Source organism: uncultured Cohaesibacter sp. (assembly GCF_963556055.3).
Lineage (GTDB): Bacteria > Pseudomonadota > Alphaproteobacteria > Rhizobiales > Cohaesibacteraceae > Cohaesibacter.
The window spans coordinates 1-25592 of the sequence record NZ_CAUVYE020000008.1 but is presented as its reverse complement, the minus strand read 5'-3'; the positions used below and the strand labels follow the sequence as shown (position 1 = coordinate 25592).

Below are 25592 nucleotides of genomic sequence, written 5' to 3'. Positions count from 1 at the left end.
CTCGGAAAATGACTTGAGACAAAATCCGGCGCGTTTCTTCGTGCCGGATTTTTTTGTTTTGGTGTCCCAGTCAAAACCGGTCTGATTGTCTTTTCGCCAAGAATTGGCAAATCTCGACAGATATAGACATCGAATTTTTTAGTGATACTTGTGCAATTTTTTCTTTATTACGTTTTTATTTACTAATATTTCAAAAGTTGCTTGCTTCCTGCCCTGTAAAGCAATCCGAAATGAAGTTCGGCTAGTATTGCTCCTCAAACAAGTTCCAGAATAAAGAGGGCAAATGCATGCATCCGACACTTTCTTCGCTGCTTACCGGCGCCAAGGTCATTCCGGTCCTGACCATTGAAAATGCCGATGATGCCCTGCCTCTTGCTCATTGCCTGGTGGAGAATGGCTTGCCCATTCTGGAAATCTCGCTTCGCAGTGATGCGGCTCTGCATGCCGTTGAAATTGTTGCCAATCAGGTTGAAGGCGCAACGGTCGGTGTGGGATCGATCCTGACAGAGGTGCAGCTCAATTCCGCACAATCCGCCGGAGGGCGCTTCGGGGTTTCACCCGGCGTCTCTTTCAAGCTGTTGCAGGCGCTCATGCTTAGCGACTGGCCATTCCTGCCCGGAGCAGCAACACTCTCTGAAATGCTGACCTTGCGAGATGCCGGTTTCATCCAGCAGAAGCTCTTTCCTGCCACGATCATTGATGGCATCGCCATGTTGAGAGCCGTAATCGGACCGGTCAGCGATATCGGCTTCTGCCCGACCGGTGGCGTGAATTTCGACAATGCCAGTGCCTTTCTTGCGGAACCAAATGTGTTTGCGGTGGGTGGAACATGGATTGCGCCCAAGGAGCTTATCAGGGACAAGAACTGGGAAGAAATCGCCCGCAGAGCCCAGCAGGCTGCGCAATTGTAAATCCTCGAGACAAGAGCCTCTTTGCACGTCTGGTCCGTCGCTGCGCTTCTGGTTGCGGGGCGCTGGACGTGCGCCCATCTGCTTTCTTGCCGGCAGCTCCCTCCGTAAAACGCAAAGCCTGGAAAAGGGACTGGCACTGATCCGGGTTTTCCCATAATTTGTCCGTTCATGGCCAACTTGCCAAAAGGGGACCAACATGGCTGAATTTTCTGATCGTCGTTCGCGCTCTTGGACCGGATTTGTTCGCCTGTCTCTGCTGGCTTGCCTTATGTCGATTTTCGGACTGCAAGGGCAGTCTGCCCTGGCCGAGGAGGATCGCATCATCGATCTGCGTCTGTTTGGCAAGAAGGTCATCGGCGACTATCAGGGCTGTCATCTGGCTTTCTGGCAGCAGAATCGCGATCCGCTCAAAGACCGCTTTGCCTATGTCTTCTACGCGCCCTTCAATGACGGAGAAGAGTTGCCAGCCTGGATGCAGGTCGGGAAAACGATCTACGACCTCACCCGACAGGATGATGCAATCGTGCCGGAACAGCGTCTGGAACCCTTGCGGCTTTATCGCACGTCAAAGGGCACCTACAGCGTATTGGTCGAGATCAGGGATCAGCATGCTTCCGGATCCGACATCATCGTTGACAAGGCCAAGCTGACCATTTTTCGCTCCAAACATGATCCGTTCGTGATTTCCGTAAAAGGTGAATTTCAATGTCCCCAAGAGGGTGCGGAGGACGGCATGTCGTCGTCCGGAACTCCGGTTAATGACCGCGAGGGGAGGCCAATCAGGGTAGGACGCAGAGTTGATTTCGACAGCCTGTCCGGGGTGCCGTCAGGCGTACTTGCGGCCGTGCGCAGGGATGCTCCGGATTGTTCCGTTGGCGAGACCGCAGGGCTTGGTGCAAGCTATGCCGTCTCGGATGCCATGACCTTGTGGGAAGTGCCATGCAACCTATATGCCCGCACTGGCAGTTCGGTCTATGTCACCAGCCTTGACAGCAATCCTGACTATTCCAACGTGCTTTATCTGCCCGAAATTCCCGACCATGGCGACAGCTATGGCCGCTATGAACTTCGCAACCCGCAAATGGATCCGGGCACGGGAATCGTGCGATCCTATCTTTACGACGGGGACGGCAGTTGTGGCAGCTTTGAAGCTTATGAGCTCAGAGCCATCGAAGGTGAAGCCCTGGAATTCTTTCTGCTCGAATATCGGGAAAAGCCTGTTTGCGACGGCGTCGGAGGCGATGCGGAAAGCTTCCCTCTGATCTACTCATCCCCTTAAGGTCTCGGATCAGGACCTCAGGTGGCCAACATTGGGCATGAATTCGACAAGCCAGGCCCATTGCTCAAGCCTGGCTTCTGCTCATGAGACTTGCCCGGATGCCTGACGAAAAGGGCTTATGGGGCCCTTATGCCCCTTTCTTGTATTTTTCCTCGAACTCATAGCCAAATTCGGTTGTCTTTAGAGGCTTGGGGGACAGCGAGTAGGTCGCATGGCGCAAGTAGGACATCATGGCCTTGCTGTCTTTTGCGAGAGGGTCCAGAGTATCGCGTCTGATCGGATCGCCAATCACGACCTTGACCGGTGTATCCACCCGCTTCTTGAATTCCTTCAGCAATAGCCCCATCCGCAGCGTGAAATGCAGATGGCTTGCGATCTGGAACAGCCGCGAGGTATGGCCTTCGAAAAACAGCGGCACCACGGTGGCATTGGACTTGCCAATCATGCGGGCGGTAAAGCCACGCCAGTTCGGGTCCATGGGCTGGGAAAAAGGTTTAGCCGCGGTGCTCACCGTACCACCGGGGAAAATGCCAATGGCTCCCCCGTTTGACAGATAATCAAGGGCGTTCTTGCGTGTTTCGATATTCTGACGCACCGCCTCCTTCGTCTCGTCAAAAGAAATGGGCAGAATGACGCGGTCCAGATCGTCGGCCTTGCGGAAAACCTGATGGGCCAGAATGCGAAAATCGCCCCGTATCTCCGACAGGATGTGTCCCATCATCAGACCATCGAGGATGCCATAGGGATGGTTGGCGATGAGGATGAGCGGGCCGTCCTTGGGGATGTTGCGCAAGTGCCCACCAATGACGTCGAGGGTCAGGCCATAGCGTTCGACCATCACTTCCCAGAAGTCCCGGCCTGCCGCCACTTCGCGTTCATAGCCATCGGCACGCCTTATCAAGTGAAGACGACCGGTGGTGTTTTCCAGTAGTTTGATAACAACGCGGCCCCGTCTGGTTTCCGCGGAATAGGCATAGCTAATGTCACGAGCGACATGCCGACGAGATGACATGTATTTACTCCGGTCCAGGACGCCTGATTGAGGCGTGATCAAATTCCTGCGTAGGCCATATGACACATACATGAAGATTGTGTGTCAATCCGTTTCGCCAGATGTCCGATGAACAGATCGGCTAACCTCAATTAGAGGCTTATTGTGTCCAGGTCAAGACAAAGGAAAGGCGCGCCTTGAAGCCCGCCTTTCCTGTTATGATACAGATCTGATCCGGGTTGTCTTACCTCAAACCATTGATCAGGATTGCGGCAATGGCAATCGGCGCGATGAAGCGCAAAATGAAGATCCAGAGTTTGGCCAACAGACCTGGCTCACCGGTACCGGAGACTTCCTGCAAAGCCCGTGGGGTGATGACCCAACCCACGAAGATGGCAATCAGGAACCCACCGATCGGCAGAATGAGGTTTGAGGACAGGAAGTCCATCAGGTCAAAGAAGTTCTTGCCGAAGATCTTGAACTCGCCCCAGTCGCCCATGGCCATCGAGCAGGGAATGCCCAGAAGGAAGGCAAGGAAGCCGGATGTCATTGTGACTTGAGCGCGGCTGAAACCCTTGGTCGAGAAAAAAGCGACCAGTGGCTCAAGCAGGGAGATGGATGAGGTCAGCGCTGCGATCGTCAGGAGAACGAAAAACAGCGTACCGAAAATCAACCCACCGGGCATGGCGTCGAAAACAGCTGGCAGGGTGACGAAGGTGAGGCCCGGTCCTGCGCCTGGATCCATGTTGAAGGCAAAGACGGCGGGGAAGATGGCAAGACCGGCGAGAATCGCGACGGAGGTATCAAGGAAGGCGACCTGCCAGGCAGACTTGCCGATATTGGCGTCTTTTCCAAGATAGGAACCATAGGTCAGAATTGCACCCATGCCCAGAGAGAGCGAGAAGAAGGCCTGCCCAAGCGCGGCCATGACCGAAGATCCGGTCAGTTTGGAGAAGTCCGGCGCAAGGAAGAATTCAAGCCCCTTTTCTGCCCCCGGCAGGGTGACAGCCCGAACAACAAGCGCAATCAGGATCAGGAACAGAATTGGCATCAGGATTTTGCCTGCGCGCTCGATCCCGTTGGCAATGCCACCCAGAACCACGAAAACGGTCATGGCAACAAAGATCGCCTCATAGATGATCGGCTGAACAGGGTTGGAGATGAAAGCACCGAATGCCCCACCAAGACTTGCGGCATCCATGCCGACAAAGCTGCCGCTGGCGAATTTCACGATATAGGCAATGGTCCAGCCTGCGACGACCGAATAGAAGGACAGGATCATGAAAGCGGCGGCGATCCCCATATAGCCGACGATGGAAAAGCCACTCGGCCCCAGCTTCTTGAAAGCGTTGACGGCATCGGACTGACTTGCACGCCCGATCATGATTTCGGCCAGCAACACTGACAGACCAATGGTGAAGACCAGCGCCAGATAGATAATGATGAAAGCAGCACCACCATTGTCACCAGCCATGTAAGGGAATTTCCAGATATTGCCCAGACCAACGGCCGAGCCCGCGGTCGCCATAATGAAACCGAGGCGAGATCCCCAATGTTCGCGTTTGACACTCATTTCAAATTCATCCCAACGAATCTTGTTTTTTTTAAGCAGCCGCTCTTCCGATAAGGAAGCTGCGTTTTTCTGGTCCACCAACCGTTTTGCAAAATCACCTTTGATCCAGCTTTGGAGCAAAGAGCCAGCCAGTCCCCGTGTCTGCCATCCCCTTGCCGTTTTAACAGCGTCCTTGAGGCATGGCAGGCAGTGCAAGAATTCTGGTCGGCAAATGATCCGTAAATGTTAACGGCTGATAACCATGAGCCTGTTATTTGCGCAATTCCTGCGCAAGAGTCGATCAGAGTTTCGGGCAAAAAGGATAGTTTTGTTCAAAATGCACGTAATTTTAGGCATATGTGCAAATTTTATTCACACCCCCGAGGCGGACTGATCTCAAAATTAGGCAATTGGCTATCAAATTGGCATCACCTGATGGGACTCTCAATCAGCAGAGGCTTTCCTTGGCGGTGCCAGATTGGGGGCGAGGATGACAATCATAACGGCAAGGCAGGAAAGAAGAACGAACGCCCAGCGGATGGAAAACAGGTCCGCGAGAAATCCGATCACGACCGGACCGATCAACCCGCCGCCATATCCAAATGTGGCAACAGAGGCTATTGCCGTGCCCGGAGACATCTGATCATCCATTGCAGCACGCGAGAAAATCAGGGGCACCAAAGATGCATATCCCAAGCCCATCATGGCAAAGCCGATCAGGATTGCCGGAAAGGTTGCCGCTGTGATCGCCAGAAGGGAGCCCATGGTCACCACAAGCCCGCTCAGCTTTGCCGTTTTCACGGCACCCAGCTTCGCTATGATCATGTCACCGGCAAGCCGGGCAGCGACCATCGTCACCGAGAAGCAGGCAAACCCGAGGGCCGCATGGCTTTCGTCCACGAGGGCCACCTGAACCAGGAAGATTGCACTCCAGTCGCCCATCGCGCCTTCGCCAATGCCCGCACACAACCCGAGCAGACCGACCAGAATCATCACGCCCTTGGGCAGAATGAAGATATGGCTTTTTTCACCTTCCTTCTTCTTGTGTCTGGGGGACTCCCAGGGGATGAAGGCAAAGGGCAGTGTCAGTGCCAGTATCAACGCCCCGGCGACCAGAAAATGCACCGTCGGAGTGGCTTGTAGCTTGATCGCGAGAAAGCCGGAGGCGGCCCCGAGCCCAGATCCCAGGCTCCACATGGCATGGAAAGACGACATGATGGGCTTGCCCTTTTTCTTCTGAACCTCGGCAGCCCAGGCATTCATGCTGACATCCATGGCGCCATGGGCCGCGCCAAACAGATAGAGAGCCAGCGCAAGCAGGATGGCATTGGGTGCCAACGCAAGCATCACAAGCGTTAGGCCATAGGTGAAGGCGATGGACTTGGTCACCTGTGCACTGCCATAGCGGTCGCAAACACGTCCCGCAACGGGAAATGAAGAAACTGCCCCGGCACACATGCTCAGCAGCAGAATACCCAGTAAGGATTCACTGAGGCCCAGCGACTGGGAAATGGCCGGCACACGGGAGGCCCATATGCCGAAAAGAGCCCCGTTGAGCAGGAACATCGCCGTCACCGCCCGCCGCGGCGTCCTAAGGGTCAAGCGGGGAAGACCGCCATTGATTGCGTGTTGTTCAGACATGAATTATCTCCGCACCACCAGTACCAAAGGGCCGCATGGCGGCCTCGTCGGCATCGGTTATGATTGTTGTGATGTCATCGGGGAGCAAGACACGATGCCTTGCCCGTTGACCAATTTTGCTTTCAGCAGCGATTAGGACGCTGACACTGGCGGCCTCCAGTGTAGCCCTTATCACACCCGCCTCATCTCCGTCATCAAGGCTGAGGCCAAAATCTGGATGCAGACCACATATGCTCGGGAAAGCAAGATCCGCTGCGAAATTTCTGATGCTCCGTTCCGCCTCTGAGCCGACGGAAAAGCCACCCCAGGGGCTGATCCTGCCGCCAACCAGGTGTGTCGCGATCTGCTTTTCAAGCAAGGCGACAGCGACCGCGGGGGACGGCGTTATGACAAACAGGTCTGCCAAGGGGGGAAGCCGTTCTGCAAGATAAGTCAGCGTCGTGCCGCCATTGATAATGATCGTCATGCCCTCTTCGACCCGCCCGATTGCAGCATCGACCATCGCGGTGCAGTCCAACGCCGGTTTACGCCGTTTTTCTGCAAAATGGACCGCAACCTGACGCACTGGAACGGCTCCTCCCCTTACGCGACGAACCAATCCCTGATTCTCGAGTGAAAGCAGGTCCCGGCGGATGGTATCGAGCGAAATGTCGAACTCCTGCGCCAGATCCGTGGCAACCAGTTGATCGCCACTTTCCAGACGTTGTTGCAGTATTTCCTGCCGCACAAGCGGGTTGTTGAGCGCCAAATCCGCCACGAGAAACTCCCTGATGCAAGATTGCATTTTTATGCAATTTTCTGCCATACAATGCAATATTTTGCAATTTAATGCAATATTGCAATTTCTAACAAGGTTTTTTGTCCCCCATTCTGGCAAGGCTTTCCGGGATGGATCGGCCGCATTCCTTTCGAGCAGAAGATACGATCCGGCAAGCCAGCCTTTGAGAGAATGGGAGAAAGTCGGAATTCCGCGATGTGCGACATTTATCGATTGCCCTTTTCCTGATAGCATCGGCAAAAATCGCAGTTAATCCGGGAGGACATCATGATCCGTTGGGGAATCTTAGGAACAGCAAAAATCGCGCGGGAACAATTGGTTCCTGCAATCCAGACGGCAGAGAATGGAACCTTGCAGGCAGTTGCCAGCCGCAGTCAGGACAGCGCGGACCAATTTGCCAAACGGTTTGGCATTCCAACCGCCTTTGACAGCTATGAGGCCATGCTCGCCTCTGATGAAGTGGACGCGATCTATATCCCCTTGCCAACATCGCAACATGTGGAATGGACACTCAAATGCCTTGAAGCTGGCAAGCATGTGCTTTGCGAGAAACCGATTTCCCTGCATGCCAAGGAGATCGATGCCCTGATCGAGGCACGCGACAGAACGGGCCTTGTCGCTACCGAAGCCTTCATGGTGACCTATCACCCGCAATGGCTCAAGGTGCGCGACCTGCTGGCCAGCGGAGCGATCGGGACGCTCCGGCATATTCAGGGGGTCTTCACCTATTATAATGTGGACCCGAACAACATGCGCAACAAGGTCGAGCTGGGCGGCGGCGGTCTTCCCGATATTGGCGTCTATCCTACGGTTACCGCGCGCTTTGCCACGGGCAAAAACCCGATCAGAGCCCGGGCTTCCATTATCAGGGACCCCGATTTCGGAACCGATATCTACGCCAACTGCCAATATGACTTCGGCAGCTTTGACATGACCTTCTATTGCGCCACTCAGCTCTCCTTGCGTCAGCGCATGGTCTTTCACGGAGACAAGGGCGCCATTGAGGTGGCCGCCCCCTTCAACGCGCAGAATTATGATGCCGTTGATGTTTGCCTTTACAATCAGGGTCGCAACGAAATGCAGAAATGGGCGTTCCGCGGTGTAGAGCAATATCGTCTGGAAATTGAAACCATCGGCAGGAAGATTTCCGGAGACAATGTCGATATTTTCACGCTGGAAAGCTCACGCGCCAATCAGGCTGCCATTGATGCACTCTATGCGGCCGATATCAGTGACGGCTGGGTCAAGGTTGAGGCCTAACGCCACGAGCATCGCCTCGGAGGCCTGGCCCGGCCAGGCTTGAAGCGAACCCTATCGGAAAGGGGCCTGTGCGGCCCCTTTGTCTTTTCACCGGATCGTCAGCCGTTCATTCCCAGCCGGTCTTGACTTCGAGCACGACCTCTCCGCCTGCCTTCATGACAACCGATGCACCTTTCTCGAGGACCGTTGCCGGGATCATGCCACCGGTGCTGATCCATTGACCCACTTTCGGCTCGAACCCATGTTTGAGCGCTTCAAGCAGGAAGGCCCGAGCCACTTCATCGGCGCTATCAATCAGCTCATCGGTACTGCCGGTCGCGATTTCCTTGCCGTCCTGTTCAAGGCTGAGTGGCGTTGCTCCCCAAGAGGTCGCAGCATCATACTCTTGCGTTTTTCCAACCGCCAGACAGGTTGCGGCGCAGCGATCGAGCACAATGCCGATGACACCGAAATCTCCGGCATTGGCGATGGTTGCAAATGGCATTTCAAGCGCATAGCACCAACCATCAAACAACTCGTCAAGGGCTGCCGCCCTCACAGCATCGGCACCCGCTTCAACAAGGGCTGCGCCCTTCTGAGACAGGCGCAGGGCAATCTCGCCCTCGGTCTTGAGGCCCATCACTTCATAGCCGGGCACCAACCCTTCAGCGGCAACCAGTTCCTTTTGAGAGATTGGCGCAAAGAAAAGAGTGTCGATCTTCATGGCTTTCTGAGCTGGTGCGGTGGTGCCACCCAACTTCCAGGCAACGATATTGAAGTCCTCTTTCTCGGCCCTCTCCCGCACAAGACGATAGGCCTCATCAAGGCTTGGAGGAACCTGTTCAGGGGCAATGGTCATCTGTTCGAGGGTGGTGATTTCTTGGCGGACATAATAAGCCATATCGACCTCTGTGATTGGAAATGAAATAGGAGAGAGACCCCGGCAAGACGGAGTGCCGGACGTGTGATCTGCGTAAGGAAGCTATAGAGCAGAGCCCTGCCTATTGCCATCGAAATACGCGCGGAAATCTCGGATTTGGCACGCTTTGACACTCTATCAACAGACGGCAGCCATTCATTGCTTTCCTCGCGGGCTCTTCAGGAGACGCGCCTCTTTGCATCTATCGAGGTTCCATTGTCTGGCCGCAAGTGCCAGAATGCCGCTTTGATCAAAGGAAAGTTCGGATAACCATTGATTGCCCTTGTAAAGGCCAAATCTTGGTGCATTGTCAAAAACCATGCATATCCTTTGAGGATGAGATTCTGGAGACCCTGATAATTATGCAAACCAAGGAAATTAATGTCGATGTGCGCCTGGCGACCTTCAAGGATATTCCAGCTCTGACGGAGCTGAGCAAAAGGGTCTATGGCGACCATGCCGTACAGGAGGAAATGCTCAACGGGCAGATTGCCACCTTCCCCGAAGGCCAGTTTGTCACGACCTATAACGACGAGATCGTCGGCCACTGCGCGACCTTCATCATCTCAGGCACAATCGCGCTCAAGCCCCATTCCTGGAACAGCATCACCGGCTATGGCTTCGCCTCACGGCATGATCCGGATGGCGATTATCTCTATGGCATGGAAGTGATCGTCGACGAGCGATTTCGCGGCCAGCGCATTGGACAGCGGCTTTATGATGCACGCAAGCATCTGTGTGAGAAGCTTGAACTCAAGGGCATCATCTTTGGCGGGCGCATGCCTCATCTGAAGAAGAAAATCAAACAATATGAGACGCCCGAAGACTATCTTGAGCAGGTAATCAATGGCAAGGAGAGCGATCCGGTCATCGGTTTTCAAATCCGTAACGGCTTCACTGCAATCGGGCTGCTCAGAGACTATCTGCCCTTTGACAAGCCATCGATGGGTCACGCGACCCACATGGTTTGGTACAACCCCAAAATCGACCATGAGCAGACCAAACCGCTCAACAAGCGTGGTCATTCCCGGGACTCGATCCGTGTGGCCTCTGTCCAGTATCAGGCCCGCAAGGTGAAATCCTTTGAGGATTTTGCGGCCCAGCTCGAATATTTCGTAGATGTCGCAACCGATTACCGGTCCGACTTTGTGGTCTTCCCCGAACTGCTGACGATCCCTCTTCTCTCCATCGAGAGCAAGAAACTCACGCCGCAGCAATCGATGGAGAAAATCTCCACCTATACCGAACAGTTCGTTTCCTACATGCAAGAACTGGCCATTTCCTACAATATCAACATCATCGGCGGTAGCCATCCGACCTTGATGAAAGATGGAAGTCTGGAAAATCTGGCATATGTCTTTTTGCGGTCCGGGGCGGTCTATACGCAATCGAAGATTCATCCAACCCCGAACGAGCGCTATTGGTGGAATATCGAGGGTGGCGACAAGCTCAAGGCGATCCCGACCGACTGCGGCCCGATCGGCGTATTGATCTGCTACGATTCCGAATTCCCCGAGCTCGCACGCCACCTGACCGACCAAGGCATGAAAATCCTGTTCGTCCCCTTCTGCACCGACGAGCGGCAGGGCTATCTCCGCGTGCGCTATTGCTGTCAGGCGCGGGCCATTGAGAACCAGATCTATGTGGTTACATCGGGGATTGTCGGCAACCTGCCCGATGTCGAGAATATGGATGTGCATTATGCCGAAAGCGGCATTTTCACACCGTGCGATTTCCCATTCGCTCGCGACGGCATTGCAGCCTTGGCCGATACCAATACCGAAACCATCATCTTCTCGGATTTGCAGTTGGATCAGCTGACCGTCAGCCGCAATTCGGGCACGGTGCAGAATCTGAAGGATCGCCGCTTCGATCTTTATCGGGTGGAATGGAATCCCAAATCACCGCCACAGCAGGAACCGGCCATCAAACTCAACAAGACGTAGGGGCGCTTGCTGACTGCCCCTTATTTGTCGAAACCGGAACAAGCGGAGTGCTTTTCGCCTCTGCTTGTTTAATGAGGTTTTCTGATGGAGAGCGCGTCATCAGGTTTCATCCGACGGGGTGTAAATCGAGCAAGGCCCGCTTTGAGCCCAAAGCGGCCATGGTATAAGGCTAGCCTATGCCCGCATTAGGGTGTAGCTATTTAATGTTTTGACCGACCTTCGCGCCAAAAAAATCCTTCTTCAATCAGCTCATCACTTGGAAATTTGCTAAAAAGCTGATCGCTGAGTTGTTCGTCAGACGGCCGATCCTGCCCCGTTCCTTTTCTTAATCGCTCGAAGGCATTGGCAACCTCGGCTAGGACAATTTCCCAATCACCGGACTTTGTTGGCCAACGTATATCATAAACGTCTGCACTACCTCGCGTGTCCTCAGGCAAAAGCTTTGCCTCGATATCGTTGCGAAGCTTGAGAATTCTTTCGCGGCGTTGAGAAGAAGAGAACCCGACAGCGTGGGTCAATATGTAGAACGATTGGCTTTTAAATTCAGAAAGCAAAGCTATGCGTTCTTGTGTAGGTTTTCCGGCAAATTGCGCGAGGTAGTCTTCTATGTCTATGAGGCTATCAGCACCGAGAATAAATCGGAAAATCGTCGTGCTGAAAAAACCAAGCGTCTGACACGAGCTTTCTCCACCTAAATTTTTGTAGGCAACAGGCTCCAATTCTTTAAAGCGATCCAGCAGGGCAAGCGCAGCATCTTTTCGATTAGCATAAGCATAGAAAAGAGCCAATCCGGTGTAGACATCTGTTTTGCAAACCGGATCATTCCAGGAACGGATCCGCTCGATAACGGCCTCAGCTAATAGGTCTTGAAAGACGGAATCTTTTCGCTGCCAAAATCTGTAAAAGTCTCGAGCATAAAAGAATGACGCAAAGCTTTGATAGTAAAATTTTGGCTTACCTACGTTTGTGATTGCTTCGATCTTTTCGATTGCCTCCTCTTTGTCTCCATGCCGAACCAATACTTCAATCGATTGAAATAATTCCGCTTCTTTCGTTGCTCGTTGATTGTACCTCACGAGACTATCAATGAAGCGCTTTCGCTTGTCATAATTATCGATCTTATTTGCCACGGCTATGAGTTGGTTGTTGTGCGATACTGACAATAAGTCCGGTGTCTGAAGATCGGAAATGGAGATTTCATTTTGGCCAAGTCCATCTAATTGATTATCAATAACTTCACTTAAGCGCTCTGCATATTCAGGGTGCATTAGCGCAACTGGACGATCCACAATGGCCCATGCATAGTTTAGAACAGCCAACTTTTCATTGGCATCGACAATTTCTTTCATATACCCATCGATTTCATCAGTGCGATTTTTTACGATTAAGTAGACTAAAACCGCACTTGCAATTCTGATGCTTTTGGCTCTTGAACGCTGCGCGTTGAAGCTTTCAGGCACGTCAGAATGGCTTGAAGTCAGGGCGTAGAAAATGTCGTAGAGCTTACTGAGTGACCAAGTTTTTCTCCACTTAAGATCAGTGTAGAGCTCGAATGCTTTCTCTGGTTTGCCAAGATATGCAAGACTAATCGCAGCTTTCTTTCTCTCAATGTCAGAATCAATCGATGATGGGTATCGATAGGCAAGTTCTGCTACGCAGGCTAGATCAGATTGTGATAAACAATCCTGTAATTGTTCGGAGGCGGATGTGCTTTCGGCACCGGCCCGCAATCCTAAGATGACAAGAAGAGTAGAGCCAACAATTGCGACCATGTATTTTTTATCAATCATTTATACTCAATCAAATGTTCAATTATTCAAGTTTTAGGGCGAAGTACCTTCTGGCCGAGTATTTTAAAACATAAATATAAATCTAAAGTTGCATTTCCAGCAAACTCGTTCATTCTGTGAAATCACATTTGGGGTAACCATAAAAGGACATGGGCTCTGCAGCGAATGTCTCAAATGTCCGCATAGTGTGAATTCAAGGATAGTGCAGCTCATTCCGGTCTATAGACGCAGTTGCTCTGATCAATAGAGAAACAAGCTCAAATAGAGCCTTCAAGCTGGGCCGAGACACGGCATGAAAAGTGCAAGGTGAGAGGGCTAATTGAGCATGCAACCTGTGCAGAGAAAAATAGCGACTTGTGCAGACTGAAAAGGCACGCCACCTGTGCAAAGAAAGCAGCGCACAAAATGTTCAACACGCCAATCATGTTTCGGGAAGAAAAGAAGAAATGGCGCGCTGGGGAGGATTCGAACCCCCGACCCCCAGATTCGTAGTCTGGTGCTCTATCCAACTGAGCTACCAGCGCGCATCCGTTGTCCGGCACTTGAAAAGTGCGGCAAGTGAGGCTGTTGTCTAATCCCTATTGATCGCAATGGCAAGGGCGTTTTTGTTTTTTCTTGCAATTTTTTAACAGCGGTGGACTTCCCTGTGAAAAGCCCGCAAGGCGCAGCGCGTGCGCCCTCATTCTTTCATGCAAGTCCCGTCCATGACAGGGGCGTGGGCGGGCTCAGCCGCGCCAGCTGTCGCTTTGCCACATCTGGGTGAAGGCTTCTCGGTAGGTTGGATAATGAAGCGGGCCATCTATGAGAGCTCGCATTTTCTCGTTGCCGCATCGTTTGTTTTCACCATAGAAGCTGCGTGCCATCGGCGTCATGTCGGCCTTGTCGAAGTCGATTTCCTGAAGGTGGCCGATCCCCATCAGATCCGCGCAATAGGCGATCACTTCCTGTGGCGGGGCGGGCTCATCATCACAGACATTGAGCAGGCCCTCATGGCAAGTGGTGGCTGCCTTGGCGAGGGTTTGTGCGATGTCTTCAACATGAATGCGATTGAAGACCTGCCCCGGCTTGTTGATGGCGCGGCAGGTACCTGCGGCAAGTTTAAGCATCTGGTTCCGGCCCGGACCATAAATGCCGGCAAGGCGATAAATGCCCAAGGGCACGTGTTGATCAGACGCAAATGACTGCCAGGCCGATTCTGCCGCGACCCGCTGGGTCGAGCGCTTCGAGACCGGGCGGCATTCTGTTTCTTCTGTCACCCAGGCGCCACCATGGTCACCATAGACGCCGACGGTCGAGAGATAGCCGAGCCATTGCTTGTTGCCATTCGCGGCAATGATATCGGCACAGCTGTTCAGAACAGGATCGCCATGTTCATCGGGTGCGATCGAGATGAGAATATGGGTCGCCTCATTCAGCCTTTCGCGCATCGCTCCTTGCGGAATTTCTCCATCGAAGAAAAAGGCGTCTATCCCCTTTGCCTCCATCTCTTCCAGCTTTGCAGAAGAACGGGAGGTACCTGCGATCCACCGACAGTGAGGTGCCAGATGTCGGGCGATTGCCCGGGCGCTATAGCCATAGCCAAAGATGAATAGTTTCATTCTGTTCCTTCCTTCGACGCTGTGTTCAAGGCCAATTGCCATTCTACCCTGACGTCCTCATCTGTTTCCTTGTCCATGCGCGAACAGGCTAGGTCCCGCAAGGCATCATCGGTCAACAATCGCCCCAGCGCCCAGATCGAAGCGCCGCGCAGGAGCGGGTCGTCATCATCGAGATGGGCCATGATCCTGTCAGCCAGGTGAGCCTGACCGGAGTTGCCTGCCGCGATCAGGACATTGCGCATAAAGCGGTTCCGGCCGATGCGCTTGATGGGCGAGCCGGAAAAATGCTGCCTGAAGGCAGCATCGTCTAGGACGAGGAACGCTTCAAGGTTTGGCGCTTTGAGGTCCTCTCTGGCCCGCAGTTTCGCTTCGCTAGCACTCTGGGCGAACTTGTTCCACGGACAGGCAGCGAGACAGTCGTCGCAGCCATAGATACGATTGCCCATTGCCGGACGCAAGGCATGGGGTATCGGCCCCTTGTGCTCAATGGTCAAATAGGAAATGCAGCGACTGGCATCAATCTGGTAGGGTGCAGGAAAGGCCCCGGTGGGGCAGACATCAAGACAGGCGCGACAGGAGCCACACCGATCAATCTCGGGGGCATCCGGAGCCAAATCCAGATTGGTGAAGATCGCTCCCAAAAAGAGCCAGGAACCATAGTCGCGGCTCACCAGATTGGTGTGTTTTCCCTGCCAGCCAAGGCCTGACAGTGCAGCGAGGGGCTTTTCCATCACCGGAGCGGTGTCGACAAAAACCTTGATTTCACCATTGGGTACACTGTCTCTGAGACGCGAGAGCAGCTTGGCGGATAGCTGTTTGAGGCGTCCCTTGATCAAGTCATGATAGTCGCGATGACGGGCATAGACAGAGATATTGGCCTTTTCGGGCTCGGTGAGCAGCAGGCGCGGATCCTCTTCAGGACCATAATTGAATCCCAGCATGATCACCGAGCGCACATCGTCCCACAAGTTGGTGGGATGGGCTCTGCGTACAAGCGTATCCTCCATCCAGCTCATGGAGCCATGATAGTTTTTCCCAACGAAATCAAGCAGCAGCGCCTCGCGGTCTTTTGCGTCCTCAGCCCGACAGATACGCAGGTCGGCAAAGCCCAACGCCCGCGCCTCCTTTTCCAGAAAGGCCCTCAGCTTTGGCTGTTTGTCCGATATTGGCTTGGTCATGGCTGGTTGATGCCGCAACGGGGTTTAAAAATCCAGATCGACATAATGGTTGGCAGGTGGGATGCCTTTCAGACTATCAGACAGAATGGGCCTGAAAGCCGGACGCGACTTGATCCGCTGATACCATTCCTTGACCACCGGTTCCTTTTCCCAAGGCACCTCACCGATATAATCGATGGAGGACAAAAGCGCCCCTGCGGCAAGATCGGCATAGGAAAAATGCTCGCCCGCCAGCCAGTTTCGCCGTTCAGCAAGATAGGCGATATAGTTGAGATGGATTTTCAGATTGGCTCGCGCGGCCCGCAAGATATTGCTGTCAGGCGATCCGCCACCCTCGGTGGGGCGTCGCATGCGTTTGTAGATCTTTTCCTCAAGGAAGAATTGTGCGCTCTCCTCGTTGGCCTTGACCAGAAACCAGTGTATGAGCCGCCGCACTTCTGCGCGCTGGTTTGGATAGTCCGGCAACAGGCGCCGTGCACCCAGAGCATAACCTCTGGTCTCGTCAAGATACTCGGCAATGACCGATGCCCCACAGACCGGCGGTCCGTCATTTTCGCGCAACACCGGTACAGTGCCTGCCGGATTGATAAGAAGAAAGTTGTCGGGCCGTTCCCAGGGCAGAATTTCGGATAACTCGGCTCCCGCCTTATATTCGGCCAAAACCAGCCGCACAAAGCGTGATGGAACAGACATCTGGGTGTGGTAGAGAAGCAACATCGCCCGCGCAACTCCTTTCGTGCCGTATATTCCCTGGGACTTCAACTGACAAAATATGTGGATGCCAGCCCATTCAAGTGTGAAAAGATTATCAGCGCTTTAACGGAAATGATTTAAATGCACCCATAAATAGCGCTCTTGGTTCCCGCTCTTGCGGTAGAAGGCGACCATAGTGGCAGAATGATGTTTCTGCCAGAAAAAGATTGAGGAAAAGAATGGATCTTGCCACTTATTTTGAAGCAGTCGTGCTTGGCTTTCTGGAAGGCTTCACCGAATTCCTTCCTGTTTCCTCAACCGGTCATATTCTTCTTGCTGGCCATTTTCTCGGATTTGAGAATGATGGCAAGACCTTCGAAGTGCTCATTCAGCTTGGTGCGATCCTTGCCATCCTGTCGGTCTATTTCGCCAGACTGTGGGGGATTGCACTCGATTTGCCAACCAGCCCGAAAGCGCGCCGGTTCGTGTTTGGCATTCTGCTCGCCTTTCTTCCTGCCGCGGTGCTGGGTGCGAGCCTGCACAGTTTCATCAAGCAGGTGCTGTTCGAGAGCCCGGCCCTCATCTGCACGACACTGATCATTGGCGGCTTCCTGCTGGCATGGATTGATCGATTGGAGCTGAAGCCTCGCTTTACAGATGTGATGGATTATCCCCTCTCGCTTGCTTTCAAGATTGGGCTGTTCCAGTGCCTTGCACTGGTACCGGGGGTTTCCCGCTCTGGCTCGACCATCGCAGGGGCTCTTCTGATGGGAACGGACAAACGTTCGGCGGCCGAATTCTCTTTCTTCCTTGCCATGCCGACCATGGCGGGCGCGTTTGCCTATGACCTCTACAAGAACCGCGACATCATCAGCATGGATCAGGCCGGCGTGATTGCCGTGGGCTTTATTGCCGCCTTCATCGCCGCCGTGTTTGTGGTCAAGCGCCTGCTTGATTTTGTCTCCCGCCATGGCTTTATGCCCTTTGCCATCTGGCGCGTTGTCGTCGGCGTGGCCGGACTTATTGGGCTTTATCTGGTTGGCTGAATCTTTGTGGCTTCTCCCTCCATCGCGGTGAGCAACCGATCCTGTCGTTACCTTCTTTATCGCCTGACAGCAGAGCCTTTCGCCGCTTTTCTTTCTTGCCCAACCCTTCACCCGTCTGGTTTGTCACAGGACAAAGCCGCATAAAAAATGCGAAAAATGTCGTTTTTGTATCATTCAGCGATACGATTTTGGTTTGTCATTGCTTGAGCACTTCGCTTTTGCAATCCCCCGTCAAAATCCTGTCAGCAAGCGACTATTTCTGACTTATGTCCAAATAAGTATATTATTTCATACATTTATATTAAACATATGTGTTTAATACTCATTTTCTTTCGTTCCTGCCAAACCGTCGACCAGCAGTCTGTCTGGGTTTGATACCGGCATTTCAGCGCACCGTTTGCCAATTGGTGATTTATAACTAATTAACTCCTAGACCACAGCCTGATCTCGGGAAAACTTTTTGGTCTGCACTTCCCAATTCCAACACAGCAGACAAATCGTATCGAGAAGAAATGATGAGACATCTCCTGTTGAACCGGTTGCTTGCCGCTATAGTGTCAATACCAGTGTTGGCGATTTTGGGTCTGGGTGGTTTTCTTTCCTACCAGTCCTACCAGAATTATGAGCATATGAAATATTCGACGGATCTCGTCGAGCTTGGGAATGCGGCTGGTCGGCTTTCAGACGGTTTGCCAAGCGAAGTCTTTTCCTCTGCGCAAGACCGCGCGGAAAAGAGACGCCAGTCAGATGCGCTTTATGATGCGCTTCTGAACCAGTTCGACAAGGTTGAGTCCACCGATTCAGGTCTTTCCGCCATTCATCAGTCTCTTGTCAAAATGCGCCCCAATCTGCTTGCGTTTCGCGCGGAGATTGACAAGGGGAATACCTCACCGGCCCTTGGGGTAAAATATCTCCAACCCATTTCGGCCCTCAGCAACAAGCTGATGCGCCGCGGTGCATCGCTGATCCCGGATGCCGAGCTTTCGAGCCGTCTTTACGCCTATTTCGCCAGCCAGCAGATGCGCGACGCCCACAACATGATCAGCAGCATCGTCGAGCCAATTCTGGCGGCAGGCAAGGCCACCATTCCCGAGCTTGCAGTTCTGGTTCGTGGCATGCATCAGGAAGGCTATTTCTCGCCGATCTTCACGGACAATGGGCCTGAGGAAGCCGTGATGGCCTATGAAGACTATCTCAATGGCCCAGATGGCAAAGGCTTCATCGGATTTCTCGATCTTGTTCAGGCCAGCCATTCTGAGCTGCCAGAACAGGCCGGAACGCTCTGGCAAAGGGTTTCCGGGCCCCATGATGCAATCACATTGCGTCTTACCGCAGACGCCCACACGCTGAGCACCAATCTGGCAACGGCCAAACTGTCTGGTGCCTTCGACCATTTCATTCTTTTCAGCGCGGGTACGCTGGTCATTCTGCTTGCAGCAATAGCGATCAGTGTTCTTGGGCTGCGAGCCTTGAAAGGCCTGATCGGGAACAGCGAAACCATTCTGTCCAGTCTGGCGCAGGATGATCTCGATGTGTCCATTCCCTACACCGAACGCAAAGACGCAATCGGTCAAATGGCGCGCTCTTCGGAACTGCTCCGGGAAGGCCTTCGCAAGCGTCGTGCCTTGGAAGCGCAGGCACTCGGACGGGAGGAAAATGCGCAGAAAGAAAGACGCGCGATGATGGCCCAACTGGCCGATCAGTTCGAACAGTCGGTCGGTGTTATCGTCAATGAGGTTTCAAGCGCTGCAAATCAGCTCCAGCTGACAGCCAGCGAGTTGGAGCAGTCGGCAGGTCAGGCGTCCGGCCAGGCAAGCTCGGTCGCCACCTCTGCCGAAGAAGCGGGGGCCAACGTGTCCTATGTTGCCAGCGCGGCGGAAGAACTGGAGGCCTCGATCCGCAACATCAAGCAGTTGGTGGACAACTCAGCCCACCAGAGCGCCGAGGGCTCCTCGAAGGCAGAAGCAACACGGGGTATCGTCGGCGAGCTGCAACAGGCTGCCCTGCATATCGGTGACATTGTCGCACTCATCTCCGGCATTGCCGAGCAGACCAATCTGTTGGCGCTCAATGCAACCATTGAGGCAGCGCGTGCGGGCGAAGCTGGCAAAGGCTTTTCCGTGGTTGCAGCAGAAGTCAAGGAGCTGGCCAACCAGACCTCCAAGGCCACCGAAGAAATCAGCCACCAGATCACCAGCATCCAGCAGACGACAGATCAGGCCGTTGACGCCATCGGCAGCATTTCGGAGATCATCGGGGAGATCAGCTCTTCGTCAGGCAGCATCGCCTCGGCGGTCGAGGAACAGGGCCATGCCACCGGCGAAATTGCCGAGGCTGTGGTCAATGCTTCCAACGGTACCAAGCAAGTCTCCTTGAGCGTTCAGGAAGTGGCGGCCAACGCCCAGACCACCGGCGCGAACGCGACGCAGCTTCTTGCCGCGTCCCGGAGCCTTTCCGACCAATCGGTCGAGCTCAAGACCCAACTGCACAACTTCCTTGAAACGGTTCGTGCCGCCTAGGCGTTACAGCAAGAATTTCCTGAGACCAAATCAAAGGACCCCGCATCATCGGATGCGGGGTTTTTGCGTTCCATGAAGGGGCCGCCCCCGTGCCTAGAGCTGAAGTCTGCTCTCGCGCAAGCGAAACAGGGTGATGCCGGTAGAGACGGCCAGATTGAGGCTCTCGGCCCGGCCAGCCATCGGGATCTTGACCAGATGATCACAGCCTTGCGCAAATGCGTCCGGCAAGCCTGACTGTTCATTCCCCATCAGGACCAGAACCGGTTCTTTCGGCTTTATGGTCCGGTAGTCGAGGGCTCCCTGCAAATGGGTTCCTACAATCTCGCCGGGCCAGGACGGGCGCCAGTCAAGAAATTCCTCCCGCGTTGCCCGATAAAGAGGAACATGGAATATCGACCCCATGGTGGCGCGTACCGCTTCCAGACTGAAGGGATCGGTTGTCTCTCCGACCAGCAACAGGGCGCTGGCTCCAACCGCATCGGTGGTGCGGATGATGGTGCCAAGATTTCCCGGATCCTTAACCCCTTCAAGGGCAACCGCCATATCCGCCTTGCCATCGGACATCGCCTTCAGCAGATCGTCAAGCGTGCCGATCCGCTGGCGGAAAACGCCAATCACATGTTGGGGATTGTCGCGATGGGCGATCTTGGAAAGCACCTGCTCGGACACTTCCAGGATGAGCCCGCCCTTGGCATAGACCTTGGCTGCCACTTGTTGCACCAGCTCGTGGGTCTTTATGTTTTTCGCATAGACCAGAATTTCCGCTTCCCAACCGGCTTCTATGGCAAAGGCGACCAGTTGCAGGCCCTCGGCCATGAACTGACCGGTTTCATTGCGCACCTTGCGGCGCTCCAGCGCCCGGATATCCTTGATATGCTGGTTGGAGACGGCGGTGATTTCCTTGATCAGGCCATTTTTCGTAGCGCGGCTCTCACTCATTTGTCAGTCTCCCCATTCTCAACACGCTCCTGTGATATCGACTCGTCTTTGGTGAGCGGTCGCCAGCGGGTGTAGAGGGACGTGTTGAGCGTTCGTGCGCCCCCCTCCTCGGCAATCATCAATTCGCCCGATTCCACGATGCCGCCATGACCGGTCATGACCTCGATCATCAATTCATCAAAGGCAGCATAAGAGGCACGCATTGCGTAGGCCGTAAGCGTGAAAAAGAGCGCCTCTTGCGACAGGATCTGACGGCAGGCATCGAGCATTTCAGGCAGCATTTCGAAAAGCTGCCAGACCTCGCCTTTGGGGCCACGGCCAAATTTGGGTGGATCGAGCAGGATGCCGTCATAGACATTACCACGACGTATTTCGCGCTGGACGAATTTGAGCGCGTCATCAACGATCCAGCGGATGGGCTTGTCATCCAGTCCGGCCAGTGCCTGATTTTCCTTGCCATAGCCGATCGCTTTTTTGGACGCATCGACATGGGTCACTTCAGCTCCGGCACGAGCAGCCACCAGCGAGGCAATGCCGGAATAGCCAAAAAGGTTCAGAACGCGTGGAGGGCGGCCAAGAAAAGAGCTGCGGAGTTGTTTGTCCATCCAGGCCCAGTGGGCTGCCTGCTCGGGAAAGAAGCCGACATGGCGAAAGGCCGTGAAGCGTCCGAAGAAGCGAATATCATCCCAGTGGGTTTCCCATGTTTCGCCCAACGGCTTGGGATAGCGCCAGCGGCCGGGCCCTTCTTCTTCAAGATCACCGGAGAAAACAGCGTCAGCCGCCTCCCAGACACCCTTGTCAAGACGCGGGCTGCCCATTGCCTGAGGTTCAGGACGGACGATGGTATAGGGGACCATAGCGCTCCAGCTTTTGCGCGTGCCCCATATCAATGAGGGCATAATGTTCCCATGGCTCGGTTACCATGAGAGCAAAAGGTGCGCGCCGTGGCGTCGGTCCCTTCAGGGCGAGGAGGCAGAACGAAAAGGGGGCGCTCATCGGGCTGCGGCTTTGCTGCGTGCCGATTGACGTTGCCTTCATTGCCACGCTTGACGACGCGTCCGGGAGTGAAGCCCTGTTTTTGCACAGAGGGCCCCCGCTCCTGCCGACCGGGACCAGAACGCCCCTGCGCCGATTTGCCAGACCCACCTGTTTTGGATTTCGGACCAGCTTTCGAGATGCCGGGTCCTGATGATTTGCCGCCGCGCCGTTGTGCCATGTCTTCACTTCGCCAGTGATGTGGTTTCACCTCGGGTGCCTTTTCAGACTTTGACCAAGGTGCCTGTTCCGGGGCCTCTCTATAGCGGCTTGGTGGGATCCGCGCAAGAAAAAGGGCGGCAAGGCCCGCCCGATCTTTGCGTGTTTGTGGTGTTCTTCGCCTATGCGTTGGCCACCTCGGCAAGGAACTGGTCCACTGTCTTGGCAAGGCCCGCAGCACAGCGCTGCACATCGGTCGACACTGTGTTGACCTCGTCAACGGCCTTGTGGGTCTGCTCGACGGCACCCGAAACAACCTCGATGTCCTGGCTGAGCGCGGTTGTGCCGGTGGCTGCTTCCTGGATCGAGTTTGCAATCTCGTTGGTCGCCAGATCCTGCTGGTGCACAGCCTCGGAAATCGATGCGGTGTAGGTATTGACCTGCTCGATGGTCGTGCCGATTTCCTCAATCGACTGGACAGCTTCCTGCGTCTCGCTCTGAATGCCATTGATCTGGGTAGCGATCTGCTCGGTTGCTTTGGAGGTCTGGTTCGCAAGTTCCTTGACCTCGGCTGCGACCACGGCAAAGCCCTTGCCCATCTCACCCGCACGAGCCGCCTCGATGGTTGCGTTGAGCGCCAGAAGGTTGGTCTGCTCGGCGATATCACGAATGAGGTTGACCACGTCACCAATCTGCTGAGCCGCGGCAGCGAGGCTGCCAACCCGGTCATTGGCTGCACCGGTCGTGATCATTGCAGTGTTCACGGCGCTGGTTGCCTGTTCCACCTGTCTGGCAATTTCACTGATCGAAGCGGTGAATTCCTCACTCGCGGCTGCGACGGTCTGGACGTTGGAAGACGCCAGAGTTGCGGCCCCTTGAGCCTGCGAAGACCGGGTGGCTGTCGAATTGGACAGGTTCGAGAGATTGTTCGCCGTTTCGCTCAAACGCTGCATCTGTTCGGAGACCACACGCAATTCGTTCGAGGACTCGGAGCGGAAATTCGAGATCAATGCATCAATCTGGGCCTGTCTCTTGGCCTGAACTGCCTGATCTTGATCCTGCTGCGCCGTCAGACGCTTGCGTTCTTCGTTCATGTCGCGGAAGGTCTTGACGGCTGCGGCCATTTCACCCAGCTCATCCGCACGGTTTTCCGCAGGCACTTCGTTGATCGGCTCATTGTCGGCCAGCCGCAGCATTGCGCGCTTGAGCGAGCCCAGAGGATTGGTGATTGATCTGATCATGTGCCAGGCGATCGCAAAGCTGAGCAACAGAACGGAGCCACCAATCATCAGCATCAGCTTGGTATTGGTCCAGAGGATCGCTTGCAGGTCATCCATATAGACGCCGGTACCAACAACCCAGCCCCAAGGGCGTAAAGCCCTTGACATAGGAGAGTTTGTCGACAGGCGTTTCCGAGCCCGCCTTTGGCCATTGATAGGCAACGAAACCGGCACTGTTGGCACGTACCATCTTGACGAATTCAGGGAAGATCGTCACCCCGTTGGGGTCCTGCATGCTCGCGAGATTCTGACCATTGAGCTTGGGTTTGGCCGCATGCATGACGATGACACTGTTCATGTCGTTGATCCAGAAATATTCCTGGCCGCGATAGCGCATTGCCTCAACTGCCTTTGCTGCGGCAATCTTGGCTTCGTCTTCGGTCATCTCCCCGGCCTGGAATGAGTCATATTTCGACTGCACCACATTGACGGCCGCATCCACCAGACTGCTCAGTTCGGCAGCTTTCTGATCGGACAACTCGCCTCGGAAGCTGAAGTCCATTGTAAACGGTCAAAGCCAAGAGGCCAACGCAGAAAACGCCAACCAGGATATAAAGACGTTTCGCAATCGTAAAGCGCATGAAGTGTCCTTCCCTAATATCGCTCAGGTTCCATTCTCGTCACGCCCCGGAGCGCTTCCATCGAAAGATGACGAACTCGGCGACATACTCGAAACACCACCCCATTTCGTCCATGAAACGGGGTGTAAAATTAAGTATTTTATTGTATGCTAAGATAACAAGGTGGACACTTCGTTAAGACCAAATCAAAAATCTGAATATATTTTCTGAAATATTACCTTAATATTACACACTTCTGCATCGAATGAATAATACCAATACAACTACTTGGCGATATATTAATGAAATGTAAAATATTGCAGGCCGTGTATTTGCATAAAAAAGACCCAGTAATCATGGCTTTTCAAGGTGTTCGCTGGTAAAAACCAGACAGGGCGCACAAAAGTATTCGTGCGCCCTGCTCCGTCGTTCAAGTATAGAACTTATCCTAACTGGATGTGCCAACACTCAGGCGTTTGCGCGGGCTGGCCAGCGAGCGAACCTCGGAGGAGGCTGCAACGGTACTATCGGTCGCATAGGCCTGATGATGTTCCTCAATGCGGTTTTCGTCATAAAGATAGTTGACCATGACACCCCAACTGTTGCGCTTGCCCTGATCTGACAGGTCGGCCCTGGCGTGAACCTTATGCAGGAGTGCACCATTGCCGAGATGAAAATGCGCGACCGGATCAAAGGCCGTTCCCTTCTTGCTGCGTGCATTGAGCAGATATCGGGCGGCCAGCGACGTGATGAAATCATCAGACGGCACTCCATCCTTGGGCAAAGCCTCGAGCACGGCCCGATCTTCGGCTCGCAACAATGGATCATTGCTTTCCATGGCCTTCTCGACCCATCTGCGGAAACCGGGTACCGGAGACAGCGTGACGAATGTGTGCAGGGACGGGAATTCCCTTTGCAATTCCTCGACAACCTGCTTGATGAGGAAGTTACCGAAGGAAATGCCCCTCAGGCCATGCTGACAGTTGGAAATGGAGTAGAAAATGGCTGCATTGGCGGCGGACGGTTTGACCCGTTCGCGCTCCTGCTCGAGAATGGAAGCGATTGATTTCGGGATGGCTCTGGTCAGGGCCACTTCCACGAAAAATCAGCGGATCCCGCGGCATGGCCGGATGGAAGAAGGCAAATAGCCGTCTGTCAACATCGGCAACCCTCTGCCGCAAATCCGTCCCAGCCCTTGATCTGGTGAACCGCCTCATAGGTGATGATCTTTTCCAGAATCTCGGCCGACGTCGTCCAGTCGATTTGCTCGATTTCAAGGAAACCACGGTTGAACCAGGCAGAAAAGAGATGCTGAAAGTCATGATCAAGGCCTTTGAGAGCCGGCTCGTCTTTCACATAAGTCAGCAGTTCCGATCTCATATTGACAATTCGGGCGGTGGCACCAGGCACACGATTGAGGCGACGGATCAGCTCCTGACTTCTTGGCTCGGAAGCGAAATAGAGATCGCGCGCGGCGCCGTGGTCACCATGCTGCCAATTGGCCACGGCCTTTTCAACCGCATCATGATTAACATCGAA

The 25592-nt window shown here is 54.1% G+C and carries 22 protein-coding genes and 1 tRNA gene; 6 read left to right on the top strand and 17 right to left on the bottom strand.

Annotated features, from left to right (window positions below):
* Nucleotides 1–287 precede the first annotated feature (287 nt).
* Together eda and ACHZB8_RS02385 are read left to right on the top strand one after the other, a co-directional pair.
* Entirely contained in the window at nt 288–911 is a 624-nt protein-coding gene (gene eda / locus ACHZB8_RS02390) for a bifunctional 4-hydroxy-2-oxoglutarate aldolase/2-dehydro-3-deoxy-phosphogluconate aldolase (RefSeq protein ID WP_316858453.1), read from the top strand.
* Between the two features lie 196 nt (nt 912–1107).
* Nucleotides 1108–2190: a hypothetical protein gene (locus tag ACHZB8_RS02385; protein WP_316858452.1), complete on the top strand. Its 1083-nt coding sequence runs from the start codon at nt 1108–1110 to the stop codon at nt 2188–2190.
* A gap of 127 nt (nt 2191–2317) precedes the next feature.
* Here ACHZB8_RS02385 and ACHZB8_RS02380 read toward each other — a convergent pair whose 3' ends face one another.
* The 4 genes from ACHZB8_RS02380 to ACHZB8_RS02365 all read right to left on the bottom strand — a co-directional run bounded on the left by ACHZB8_RS02380 (nt 2318) and on the right by ACHZB8_RS02365 (nt 7131).
* A complete protein-coding gene (locus ACHZB8_RS02380; RefSeq protein WP_316858451.1) occupies nt 2318–3202 on the bottom strand; it encodes a lysophospholipid acyltransferase family protein in 885 nt (294 codons plus the stop codon).
* A gap of 223 nt (nt 3203–3425) precedes the next feature.
* Nucleotides 3426–4754 carry a sodium-dependent transporter gene (locus tag ACHZB8_RS02375; protein WP_316858450.1) on the bottom strand — a complete coding sequence of 443 codons (1329 nt, stop codon included), beginning with the start codon at nt 4752–4754 and terminating at the stop codon, nt 3426–3428.
* Nucleotides 4755–5177: 423 nt separating this feature from the next.
* Nucleotides 5178–6374: an MFS transporter gene (locus ACHZB8_RS02370; protein ID WP_316858449.1), complete on the bottom strand. Its 1197-nt coding sequence runs from the start codon at nt 6372–6374 to the stop codon at nt 5178–5180.
* Entirely contained in the window at nt 6367–7131 is a 765-nt protein-coding gene (locus tag ACHZB8_RS02365; protein WP_316858448.1) for a DeoR/GlpR family DNA-binding transcription regulator, read from the bottom strand. The genes ACHZB8_RS02370 and ACHZB8_RS02365 overlap by 8 nt, the downstream gene beginning before the upstream one ends.
* Before the next feature lie 288 nt (nt 7132–7419).
* Here ACHZB8_RS02365 and ACHZB8_RS02360 point away from each other — a divergent pair, with 288 nt between their 5' ends.
* The gene (locus ACHZB8_RS02360; RefSeq protein ID WP_316858447.1) at nt 7420–8412 is read left to right on the top strand and encodes a Gfo/Idh/MocA family oxidoreductase; all 993 of its coding nucleotides are present in this window, start codon (nt 7420–7422) and stop codon (nt 8410–8412) included.
* A 106-nt stretch (nt 8413–8518) separates the two neighbouring features.
* Here the strand turns inward: ACHZB8_RS02360 and ACHZB8_RS02355 are convergent, their stop codons facing one another.
* A complete protein-coding gene (locus tag ACHZB8_RS02355) occupies nt 8519–9292 on the bottom strand; it encodes a hypothetical protein (protein WP_316858446.1) in 774 nt (257 codons plus the stop codon).
* A gap of 380 nt (nt 9293–9672) precedes the next feature.
* Here ACHZB8_RS02355 and ACHZB8_RS02350 point away from each other — a divergent pair, with 380 nt between their 5' ends.
* Nucleotides 9673–11256, top strand: a complete 1584-nt coding sequence (locus ACHZB8_RS02350; RefSeq protein WP_316858445.1) for a GNAT family N-acetyltransferase — start codon at nt 9673–9675, stop codon at nt 11254–11256.
* A 200-nt stretch (nt 11257–11456) separates the two neighbouring features.
* Here ACHZB8_RS02350 and ACHZB8_RS02345 read toward each other — a convergent pair whose 3' ends face one another.
* The 5 genes from ACHZB8_RS02345 to ACHZB8_RS02325 form a co-directional block, all read right to left on the bottom strand.
* On the bottom strand, nt 11457–13046 hold the full coding sequence (locus tag ACHZB8_RS02345) for a hypothetical protein (protein ID WP_316858444.1): 1590 nt from the start codon (nt 13044–13046) through the stop codon (nt 11457–11459).
* Nucleotides 13047–13493: 447 nt separating this feature from the next.
* Nucleotides 13494–13570 (bottom strand) — tRNA-Arg (locus tag ACHZB8_RS02340).
* Between the two features lie 201 nt (nt 13571–13771).
* On the bottom strand, nt 13772–14644 hold the full coding sequence (locus ACHZB8_RS02335; RefSeq protein ID WP_316858443.1) for an SDR family oxidoreductase: 873 nt from the start codon (nt 14642–14644) through the stop codon (nt 13772–13774).
* Nucleotides 14641–15822, bottom strand: coding sequence for a tRNA epoxyqueuosine(34) reductase QueG (gene queG / locus ACHZB8_RS02330; protein ID WP_316858442.1), 1182 nt, complete (start codon nt 15820–15822; stop codon nt 14641–14643). Before queG ends, ACHZB8_RS02335 begins: the two co-directional genes overlap by 4 nt.
* A 24-nt stretch (nt 15823–15846) precedes the next feature.
* Nucleotides 15847–16539 carry a glutathione S-transferase family protein gene (locus tag ACHZB8_RS02325; RefSeq protein WP_316858441.1) on the bottom strand — a complete coding sequence of 231 codons (693 nt, stop codon included), beginning with the start codon at nt 16537–16539 and terminating at the stop codon, nt 15847–15849.
* Nucleotides 16540–16754: 215 nt separating this feature from the next.
* Here ACHZB8_RS02325 and ACHZB8_RS02320 point away from each other — a divergent pair, with 215 nt between their 5' ends.
* Complete coding sequence (locus ACHZB8_RS02320) at nt 16755–17561, top strand: undecaprenyl-diphosphate phosphatase (RefSeq protein WP_316858440.1); 807 nt, start codon at nt 16755–16757, stop codon at nt 17559–17561.
* A 512-nt stretch (nt 17562–18073) separates the two neighbouring features.
* Nucleotides 18074–20080, top strand: coding sequence for a methyl-accepting chemotaxis protein (locus ACHZB8_RS02315; RefSeq protein WP_316858439.1), 2007 nt, complete (start codon nt 18074–18076; stop codon nt 20078–20080).
* Nucleotides 20081–20173: 93 nt separating this feature from the next.
* Here ACHZB8_RS02315 and ACHZB8_RS02310 read toward each other — a convergent pair whose 3' ends face one another.
* From ACHZB8_RS02310 to ACHZB8_RS02280, 7 genes are all read right to left on the bottom strand, one after another.
* The gene (locus ACHZB8_RS02310) at nt 20174–21019 is read right to left on the bottom strand and encodes an RNA methyltransferase (RefSeq protein ID WP_316858438.1); all 846 of its coding nucleotides are present in this window, start codon (nt 21017–21019) and stop codon (nt 20174–20176) included.
* Nucleotides 21016–21918 (bottom strand): class I SAM-dependent methyltransferase, encoded by a 903-nt coding sequence (locus tag ACHZB8_RS02305; RefSeq protein WP_316858437.1) that lies wholly within the window; start codon nt 21916–21918, stop codon nt 21016–21018. The genes ACHZB8_RS02310 and ACHZB8_RS02305 overlap by 4 nt, the downstream gene beginning before the upstream one ends.
* Nucleotides 21906–22235, bottom strand: coding sequence for a hypothetical protein (locus tag ACHZB8_RS02300; RefSeq protein ID WP_316858436.1), 330 nt, complete (start codon nt 22233–22235; stop codon nt 21906–21908). Before ACHZB8_RS02300 ends, ACHZB8_RS02305 begins: the two co-directional genes overlap by 13 nt.
* 160 nt (nt 22236–22395) lie before the next feature.
* The gene (locus ACHZB8_RS02295) at nt 22396–23601 is read right to left on the bottom strand and encodes a methyl-accepting chemotaxis protein (protein ID WP_316858435.1); all 1206 of its coding nucleotides are present in this window, start codon (nt 23599–23601) and stop codon (nt 22396–22398) included.
* Complete coding sequence (locus ACHZB8_RS02290; protein WP_316858434.1) at nt 23543–23995, bottom strand: cache domain-containing protein; 453 nt, start codon at nt 23993–23995, stop codon at nt 23543–23545. Before ACHZB8_RS02290 ends, ACHZB8_RS02295 begins: the two co-directional genes overlap by 59 nt.
* A 506-nt stretch (nt 23996–24501) precedes the next feature.
* Nucleotides 24502–25152 (bottom strand): malonyl-CoA decarboxylase domain-containing protein, encoded by a 651-nt coding sequence (locus tag ACHZB8_RS02285; RefSeq protein WP_316858433.1) that lies wholly within the window; start codon nt 25150–25152, stop codon nt 24502–24504.
* Nucleotides 25153–25208: 56 nt separating this feature from the next.
* Nucleotides 25209–25592: malonyl-CoA decarboxylase N-terminal domain-containing protein (locus ACHZB8_RS02280; RefSeq protein WP_316858432.1), on the bottom strand; the 384-nt coding region annotated here is incomplete at its 5' end.

What these genes read in the sequence shown, in the direction of transcription:
- eda (WP_316858453.1), top strand. Translation starts at nt 288, where the DNA reads ATGCATCCGACACTTTCTTCGCTGCTTACCGGCGCCAAGGTCATTCCG.
- ACHZB8_RS02385 (WP_316858452.1), top strand. Translation starts at nt 1,108, where the DNA reads ATGGCTGAATTTTCTGATCGTCGTTCGCGCTCTTGGACCGGATTTGTT.
- ACHZB8_RS02380 (WP_316858451.1), bottom strand. Translation starts at nt 3,202, where the DNA reads ATGTCATCTCGTCGGCATGTCGCTCGTGACATTAGCTATGCCTATTCC.
- ACHZB8_RS02375 (WP_316858450.1), bottom strand. Translation starts at nt 4,754, where the DNA reads ATGAGTGTCAAACGCGAACATTGGGGATCTCGCCTCGGTTTCATTATG.
- ACHZB8_RS02370 (WP_316858449.1), bottom strand. Translation starts at nt 6,374, where the DNA reads ATGTCTGAACAACACGCAATCAATGGCGGTCTTCCCCGCTTGACCCTT.
- ACHZB8_RS02360 (WP_316858447.1), top strand. Translation starts at nt 7,420, where the DNA reads ATGATCCGTTGGGGAATCTTAGGAACAGCAAAAATCGCGCGGGAACAA.
- ACHZB8_RS02355 (WP_316858446.1), bottom strand. Translation starts at nt 9,292, where the DNA reads ATGGCTTATTATGTCCGCCAAGAAATCACCACCCTCGAACAGATGACC.
- ACHZB8_RS02350 (WP_316858445.1), top strand. Translation starts at nt 9,673, where the DNA reads ATGCAAACCAAGGAAATTAATGTCGATGTGCGCCTGGCGACCTTCAAG.
- ACHZB8_RS02345 (WP_316858444.1), bottom strand. Translation starts at nt 13,046, where the DNA reads ATGATTGATAAAAAATACATGGTCGCAATTGTTGGCTCTACTCTTCTT.
- ACHZB8_RS02335 (WP_316858443.1), bottom strand. Translation starts at nt 14,644, where the DNA reads ATGAAACTATTCATCTTTGGCTATGGCTATAGCGCCCGGGCAATCGCC.
- queG (WP_316858442.1), bottom strand. Translation starts at nt 15,822, where the DNA reads ATGACCAAGCCAATATCGGACAAACAGCCAAAGCTGAGGGCCTTTCTG.
- ACHZB8_RS02325 (WP_316858441.1), bottom strand. Translation starts at nt 16,539, where the DNA reads ATGTTGCTTCTCTACCACACCCAGATGTCTGTTCCATCACGCTTTGTG.
- ACHZB8_RS02320 (WP_316858440.1), top strand. Translation starts at nt 16,755, where the DNA reads ATGGATCTTGCCACTTATTTTGAAGCAGTCGTGCTTGGCTTTCTGGAA.
- ACHZB8_RS02315 (WP_316858439.1), top strand. Translation starts at nt 18,074, where the DNA reads ATGATGAGACATCTCCTGTTGAACCGGTTGCTTGCCGCTATAGTGTCA.
- ACHZB8_RS02310 (WP_316858438.1), bottom strand. Translation starts at nt 21,019, where the DNA reads ATGAGTGAGAGCCGCGCTACGAAAAATGGCCTGATCAAGGAAATCACC.
- ACHZB8_RS02305 (WP_316858437.1), bottom strand. Translation starts at nt 21,918, where the DNA reads ATGCCCTCATTGATATGGGGCACGCGCAAAAGCTGGAGCGCTATGGTC.
- ACHZB8_RS02300 (WP_316858436.1), bottom strand. Translation starts at nt 22,235, where the DNA reads ATGGCACAACGGCGCGGCGGCAAATCATCAGGACCCGGCATCTCGAAA.
- ACHZB8_RS02295 (WP_316858435.1), bottom strand. Translation starts at nt 23,601, where the DNA reads ATGTCAAGGGCTTTACGCCCTTGGGGCTGGGTTGTTGGTACCGGCGTC.
- ACHZB8_RS02290 (WP_316858434.1), bottom strand. Translation starts at nt 23,995, where the DNA reads ATGGACTTCAGCTTCCGAGGCGAGTTGTCCGATCAGAAAGCTGCCGAA.